Annotated in this window: 5 protein-coding genes and 1 riboswitch; all 5 genes read right to left on the bottom strand. The window is 63.6% G+C overall.

The genetic code is table 11. The features are described from left to right. Positions 1 to 4: 4 nt before the first annotated feature. A riboswitch (Fluoride riboswitch) is annotated at positions 5 to 65 on the bottom strand. Positions 66 to 216: 151 nt separating this feature from the next. Continuing rightward, on the bottom strand, positions 217 to 1,587 hold the full coding sequence (locus DBY63_RS17720) for an IS3 family transposase (protein WP_108576378.1): 1,371 nt from the start codon (positions 1,585 to 1,587) through the stop codon (positions 217 to 219). 313 nt (positions 1,588 to 1,900) lie between these two features. After that, the gene (locus tag DBY63_RS17725; protein WP_108576379.1) at positions 1,901 to 3,208 is read right to left on the bottom strand and encodes an MFS transporter; all 1,308 of its coding nucleotides are present in this window, start codon (positions 3,206 to 3,208) and stop codon (positions 1,901 to 1,903) included. Between the two features lie 40 nt (positions 3,209 to 3,248). Beyond that, complete coding sequence (gene tcuB / locus DBY63_RS17730; protein WP_108576380.1) at positions 3,249 to 4,424, bottom strand: tricarballylate utilization 4Fe-4S protein TcuB; 1,176 nt, start codon at positions 4,422 to 4,424, stop codon at positions 3,249 to 3,251. After that, the gene (gene tcuA, locus DBY63_RS17735; RefSeq protein WP_108576381.1) at positions 4,411 to 5,865 is read right to left on the bottom strand and encodes an FAD-dependent tricarballylate dehydrogenase TcuA; all 1,455 of its coding nucleotides are present in this window, start codon (positions 5,863 to 5,865) and stop codon (positions 4,411 to 4,413) included. The genes tcuB and tcuA overlap by 14 nt, the downstream gene beginning before the upstream one ends. Positions 5,866 to 5,970: 105 nt before the next feature. Beyond that, on the bottom strand, positions 5,971 to 6,912 hold the full coding sequence (locus DBY63_RS17740) for a LysR family transcriptional regulator (RefSeq protein WP_108582480.1): 942 nt from the start codon (positions 6,910 to 6,912) through the stop codon (positions 5,971 to 5,973). Between the last annotated feature and the right edge of the window lie 105 nt (positions 6,913 to 7,017).

Consider the following 7,017-nt stretch of genomic DNA (forward strand, 5'->3'; position numbering starts at 1 on the left):
AAGGGGTTACGTAGGCATCATCAGCACGAGGCGGTTTGAGGAGGAATGCCATCTCCTTAGCGGATCATAGCAGCGCAGCAGATGACTTTGAAGATGGCTCGTTCTTGAAGCCGACATGCCTGCCACTGCTTATTGAGACCCGGAGCATGCCTGCACTCCTCAAACGCCGAGGGTCTAGAAACCGATCGACTCTGCGGTAGCTATGAGGCAAACGTCCTATTCGTCACAGGTATTCACAGCTTTCGCTATTGCCAGACGATATTCAGCTGGACTGCGCCCACCCAGTGCCAATTTGATTCGCTCCTTATTGTAGTAGTCGATATAGGCCAGAATTGCTACTGCCAGCTCCTCTACGCTTGAGAACCTGTTGCAGTGGAAAAGCTCAGATTTTAGTACTGCAAAAAAGCTTTCCATTGCCGCATTGTCGAGGCAATTGGCTCGCCTTGACATACTCTGAGTCAGTCCATGCTGACGGATCAGCTGTTGGTAGGCAGGGTATTGATAGTGCCAGCCTTGATCGGAATGGATGAGCGGTTTCTCATGAGGCCGAAGGGTCTTCAATCCGTCTTTCAACATACGTAAGACCATCTCGAACGATGGGCGCTCACTTATCTCGAAAGCCACAATTTCCTTATTGAAGAGGTCAAGAATCGGTGACAGGTATAGCCGGTTTTGATTGACACGAAACTCCGTTATGTCAGTCGCCCACCGCTGATTGGGCTGCGGTGCGGTAAAGCGGCGTTCCAGCAGGTTAGGCGCCACGCAGGACTCCGGCCCTGTGAATGGACGATAGCGACGGCGTCGCAGCGTGCACTTTAACGACATTTCGCCCATCAGCCGCTGTACTGCCTTGTGATTGATCTGCTGCCCCTGATTGCGTAGCGCCTGCGTGATGCGGCGATAGCCATAGCGACCCCGATGATGCGCGAACATCGTCCGGATGCTCTCTTTGCGGGCACCTTGTTTGTCTGGTTGGCGAGTGACCTTGAGGTGGTAGTAGAAGCTGCTTCGAGGAAGACATGCTCCCTGAAGAAGCGCATCAAGTGGATATCGTGACCGCAACTCCTGCACGATAAGTGCTTTCTGCTGATTGTCCAGGTCACTGTCCTTGAGACCCAAGCTCATGGCTTTGCGCAGAAAGGCGTTTTTGACCTGCAAATAGGCAACCTGCTTTTCCAGCTCTCGGACTGGGTTTGCGATGTGGGGCTTGAAAGCGGATGGATCTGGAACGGGAAGAAGGGGCAAGGAGTCACCTCTGCGTTTGCTGGCCAACCCCTCGATACCATACCTCTGCCACGCATCGACCCAGCGCTGCATTTGGGAGCGATTAAGACTAAATCGCTCACTAGCCCGTCGGATTGATAGGCCTTCGACGATTTGTCGCACCACCTCGATCTTGAAATCGATGCTGTGATAACGATAACGCTTTTGTAGAGCCGCTTTTCCGTGATTGGCATAGGCGCCAATCCATCCTTTTACCTGCACCACGCTGACGTCATGCACCCTAGCGAGGTGGCCGTAGCTGCAATCGCCCTTTTGGTACTGAGCGACGATCTTCAATTTGAACGCTAGAGAGTACTTGGGCATGGTACGCCTTCAAGGCAGCGTCCAACTTTCGGGGGTCATTTCAGGAAAGCAGGAACCCTTTCTGGTCGTGCAGTCTACTTGGTCATCTACTGGGCCATCTGGGGCACCTTTGCCTGGCTCATCTGGAGCTACTTTTTCACTAGCTGAACGCAGAGCGCCATCCGCCTCGCGCTGCGTGGCTTGAGTGGCCGGCGCGGGTGTCTGCTGGCGACGGCGATCCTCAGCACGCCGCTGGCGGGACGGTATGTCACGATGCGAGCGCGTTCCAGGCCCCGGCAGTTGAGCTGCAGGGACCTGGCTGTAAGCCCCCCGTTCAACGGGCGGCAGGCGCCTCTCGAAATTTGACCTGGGTCTGGCGACGCCGATACAGGACTAGGGTCGCACCCAGCCCGCAGAGCGCGGCGAACATCAGCCAGAAGGCCGGCGAGGCCTTGTCGCCTGTGGCGTTCACCAGGAAGGTCGAGACCGCCGGGGTGAAGCCGCCAAACAGCGCCGTGGCCAGGCTGAAGGATAGCGAGAAGCCGGCGACGCGCACCTCTGCGGGCATGACCTCGGTCAGCGCCGCCACCATGGCACCGTTGTAGCCGCCGAAGAACATCGAGAAATACAGCAGCACCGCCAGCATCCGCTCGAAGCTGGGCGCGGCGGCCAGCCAGGCCATGGCCGGATAGGCCGTGAGCAGGGCCAGGCTGGCGATGCCCAGCAGCAGTGGCCGACGGCCAACGCGATCGGAAATGCTGCCGCCGATGGGCAGCCAGATGAAGTTCGAGATCCCGACAAACAGGGTGACGATGAGGCTGTCACTGGCGCTCAGGTGCAGCACGGTACGACCGAAGGTCGGGGTGTAGACGGTGATGAGGTAGAAGGTGGTGGTGGTCATGGAGGCCAGCAGACCACCGGCCACGACAAGCACCCAGTTCTGCCGCATCGAGCGAAACACCTCGCGGGCGCTGGGGTGATGCCGGCGTTTCTTGAAATCCTCGGTTTCCGCCAGCGAGCGGCGGATGAAAAAGATGAAGGGAACGATCAGGCAGCCGACCACGAAGGGCAGCCGCCAGACCCAGGCAGTAAGCTGCTCGGCACTGAGACTGGCATTGAGGGCATAACCCAGTCCCGCGGCGACCACGATGGCCACCTGCTGGCTGGCCGATTGCCAACTGGTGTAGAAGCCGCGCCGTCCGGGTGTGGCGATCTCCGAGAGGTACACCGAGACGCCGCCGAGTTCGGCGCCGGCCGAGAAGCCTTGCAGCAGTCTGCCGAGCAGCACCAGGGCCGGCGCCCAGAGGCCAATCTGGGCATAGCCGGGGACAAGTGCGATGAGGACGGTGCCGCTGGCCATGATCGCCAGGGTGACGATCAGGCCGCGGCGCCGACCCACCTGGTCGATGTAGGCGCCCAGGACTATGGCACCTAGCGGGCGCATCAGGAAACCCGAACCGAAGACGGCAAAGGTCATCATCAGCGAGGCGAACTCGCTGTCGGAGGGAAAGAACACCCGGGCGATATACGTGGCATAGAAACCGAATAGGAAGAAGTCGAACTGCTCCAGGAAGTTGCCGCTGGTGACGCGCAGGATGGCGCCGACCTTCGAAGGCTGGCGGGGGATATCTGAGGCTTTCATCGGTGCTCCATCATTGTTGTTGTAGTGGGGGACGAGCGGATTAGTCGGCACCAAGGCGCAGGCGGTCGGGCTGGCGTTTCTCGATGGCGTGCTTGAGCAGCGCCGCGCTGCGGAAGATGCCGTGAGCGAACTTGCCGTAGGGCATGGTGAGGAAGAACGCCATGACGGCGCCCAGGTGGATGGCCAGCAGGGCGGCCATGGCGCCACTGTCGCGCCCGGCCAGCAGGGCCAGGCCACTGAGGCTGACCAGCAGGAGGAGCAGGATGAAGGCCCGATCCATGGGGCGCTGGGCCACGTCGCCCTGCTGCGGATCGCGCCGCAGGCCGAGCCACAGCAGGCCGAGCGGGCCTATCACCAGGCCGAGACCACCGACGGTACCAAGCAGGACCGGCGCGCTGAACAGCGGGTAGGGGGCCTCCCATGCCAGCAGGTAGTGATAGAGCGTGGCCACCGAGGTGGCGGCGAAGCACAGCAGAAAGCCGTAGAAGGTCAGATGGTGGAAGCGCCGGCGCCACAGGGTGAACCTGTCGCTTTCGTTGTTGCAGCCCTGGCCATGGCCGCCGTCGAGGTATTTCAGGCGCAGTACCGCATCCACCGTCTCCGCACCGGCGGCCAGCGGCGATACGGGATCCTTTGGCGCCGTAGGCGGACTGACGCCGCGCCAGAAGCGGCCGACGCCGATCGCCAGGGCCAGGACCACCAGGGCGAAGACGCCACCGAACATCAGGGCCAGCAGGTTGTGGGGAAAGATCGCATAGAAGTTGCCTGCCAGCGGACCGGGGAACAGGGTGCCGCGGACCGCCAGGGCGAGCAGCAGGAACAGCGCCAGCCCGCCGGCCGTGGCACTGGCCAGGGTCAGGCCGTTGCGCTGGTAGAGCCGACCGAAGGCCGCCGGCCAGGCGTAGTGGGCGTAGGTCTGGCCGCGCACCTTGGCCATGGCCTGGGGGATGTTCACCGCAAATTCGTGGGGCGGCGCATATTGGCAGGCGTGCAGACAGGCGCCGCAGTTGTGGCAGAGGTTGGCCAGATAATGGACGTCCGCACGGGCGAATTCCAGGCGCCGGGTCATGGCCGGGAACACCGCGCAGAAGCCTTCGCAATAGCGGCAGGCATTGCAGATGTGCAACTGCCGATCGACCTCGCTTTCTTCGAGGGTGAGGAGGTCGATGAGTTGCGGAGCCTGGTCCTCGAATGGGCGGGTATCAAGCGGCTGCATGGTCGTAGCCCCGTTCGACGAAGGTGGAGGGATGGCCGGCGGCGGCGGCGGCGCGCGCGCCGGCGATGCGGCCGAAGGCGGTGCCTATGCTCATGCCCACGCCAGCGGTGTAGCCCTTGCCCAGCACGTTGCCGGCCATCATCTCGCCGGCGACGAACAGGTTGGGGCTGGGCTGGCCGGCGAAATGCACCGCGGCGCTGGCGTCGGTCTTGAGTCCCAGGTAGGTGAAGGTCACCCCTGGGCGCAGGGCATAGGCGTAGTAGGGCGGCGTATCCAGGGGGAGCGCCCAATGGCTCTTGCCTGGGCTGATGCCCTGGGTGTGGCAGTCGTCCAGCGTGGTGTGATCGAAGTGACCGGGCTGGCAGGCGGCGTTGTAGGCGGAAACCGTGGCGCGAAAGGCCGCGACCGGCAGCTCGAGTTTGCTGGCGAGTTCTTCCAGGCTGCCGGCCAGGGTGCCGGGAAAGACCGGCGGCATGAAGCGACCGATGGCCTTGCGGTCGATGATGGAGTAGGCGACCTGCCCGGGTTGCCCGGCCACCAGCCGACCCCAGATGGCATAGCGCTTGGGCCAGAAATCCTCGCCCTCGTCATAGAAGCGCTCGCCCTCGCGGTTGACCACCACGCCCAGGGACACGCAGTCGATGCGGGTGCAGATGCCACCGTCGTAGAGCGGCGCCCGGGCATCGATGGCGACCATGTGCGCCTGGGTGGGGTCGCCGATGGCATCGGCGTCCTCGGCCAGCAACTGCTTGAGCAGCACCCCCTGGTTGTAGCGGGTGCCCCGGATCAGGAAGTTGTCCGCCGGCCATTCGCCACGCGCGTTCTGCCCCCAGGCCTCGCGCAGCCAGTCGCGATTGGATTCGAAACCGCCGGCGGCCAATACGCAGGTCCGGGCCTCGATGCGTTCGGCCGGCTGGGCGATGCCGTCCACCTCGCGCGCGGACAGATGAGCGGCGACGAAACGTCCGTCCTGCAGTTCGATGTGGGACACCGGGGCGTCGTAGCGGATGCCTACCCCGAGCCGGGCCGCGCTGCGGTAGTAGGCATTCACCAGTGCCTTGCCGCCGCCCATGAAGAAGGCGTTGGTGCGAGCGACATGGAGGGCGCCCGAGAGCGGTGGCTGGAAGTGCACGCCGTGGCGGCGCATCCAGTCGCGACAGGTGGCGGAGGCGCGGATCACCAGGCGGGCCAGGGCTTCGTTGGTGAGGCCCCCGGTGACCTTGAGCAGGTCCTGCCAATATTCCTCTTCGGGATAGGCCTCCACCAGGACATCCTGCGGCGCCCCGTGCATGCAACGCAGGTTACGGGTGTGCTGGGAATTGCCACCGCGCCAGGCGCGGGGTGAGCCCTCCAGCAGCAGGACGCTGGCTCCGGCTTCCCGGGCCATCAGCGCGGCACATAGCGCGGCGTTGCCACCCCCGACCACCAGGACGTCGATCATCGTGAATCCTCTTTGGCTGGCCACAGCGGCCTTGTTCGCCACGGACCTTAGCCAAGAGGGGGCGGTGGCCGACAGGCGCCGACCGGGGGGAGGGCTTTAGTTTTGCTAAAGGGTCGGGGTGCTGGCGTCCGGCAGGGTGGCGCCCGGCCAGCGGCCTTCGCCAACCAGTCGGCGGACCACCTCGAGGATCACCACCCGCGTCGCCAGGGCGGCCGGGGAGAGTTCGTCATCCGCCAGGCTGGCGAGCAAGTTGCGGCGCTGCAGCGGGTGATCGCGCAAGGGGATGGTACCCAGGCCTTCGGCGTAGGCGTGGGCCGCGGCCGAGCCCGGCTGGATGGTTGCGGCGAGGCCTTGGCGGACCACCTTCATCAGGGTGGCCAGGCCATCGATTTCCATGACCACGTTGATGTCCAGCCCTAAGGTCTCCATGGCTGTTGCCAACCCGCTGCGCAGGCCGTGCTGCATGCTCGGCAGCACCAATGGCAATCGGCCCAGGGCGGCGAGCGACAGGCTGGCGGTCGCCGGAACGCCCGGCAGGCCTGGCGCATGCAGCAGAATCAGGGCCTCATCGAGCAGGGGATGCAGCGTCCAGCGCCGGCCTGGATCCGGCTGGAAGACCACGGCGAGATCCAGTTGCCGGGCATTGAGCTGAGCCCCCAGATAGCCTGACAGCATCTCCACCAAGTGCAGCTGGATGTCCGGATAGCGCTGCTGCAGCGTCTCGATCAGGGGCAACGCCAGCACGCTGGCCACGGTAGGTGGCAGCCCGACACTGACGTAGCCGCGCAGACGATCGCGCCCAGCGGCCTGCACAGCATAGTCGGCCTGGCGCAGGGTGAGCTGAGCATGATGAAGGAAGGCCAGGCCGGCTGGCGTGGGCGTAGCGCCCAGTGAGGTCCGGTTGAGCAGGCGGATGCTCAGTTCCTGCTCCAGTCGGGTGAGCTGCTGACTCAGCGCCGAGGCGCCGACCCCCAGCTCCAGTGCCGCGCGGCCAAGGCTGCCCATTTCTACGACCTTGGCGAAGTAGCGTAGCTGTCGGAGTTCCATATTGGCGTCACCGCTGAGTACAGTTCAAAGGATCCATTGTGCTCCGATATCAGCTCTCAGCATGAGACTCCACCAGACCCCCTATGTACCACGTCTAACACTTTA

This window comes from Pseudomonas sp. RIT411 (assembly GCF_003057735.2).
Classification (GTDB): domain Bacteria; phylum Pseudomonadota; class Gammaproteobacteria; order Pseudomonadales; family Pseudomonadaceae; genus Chryseomonas; species Chryseomonas oryzihabitans.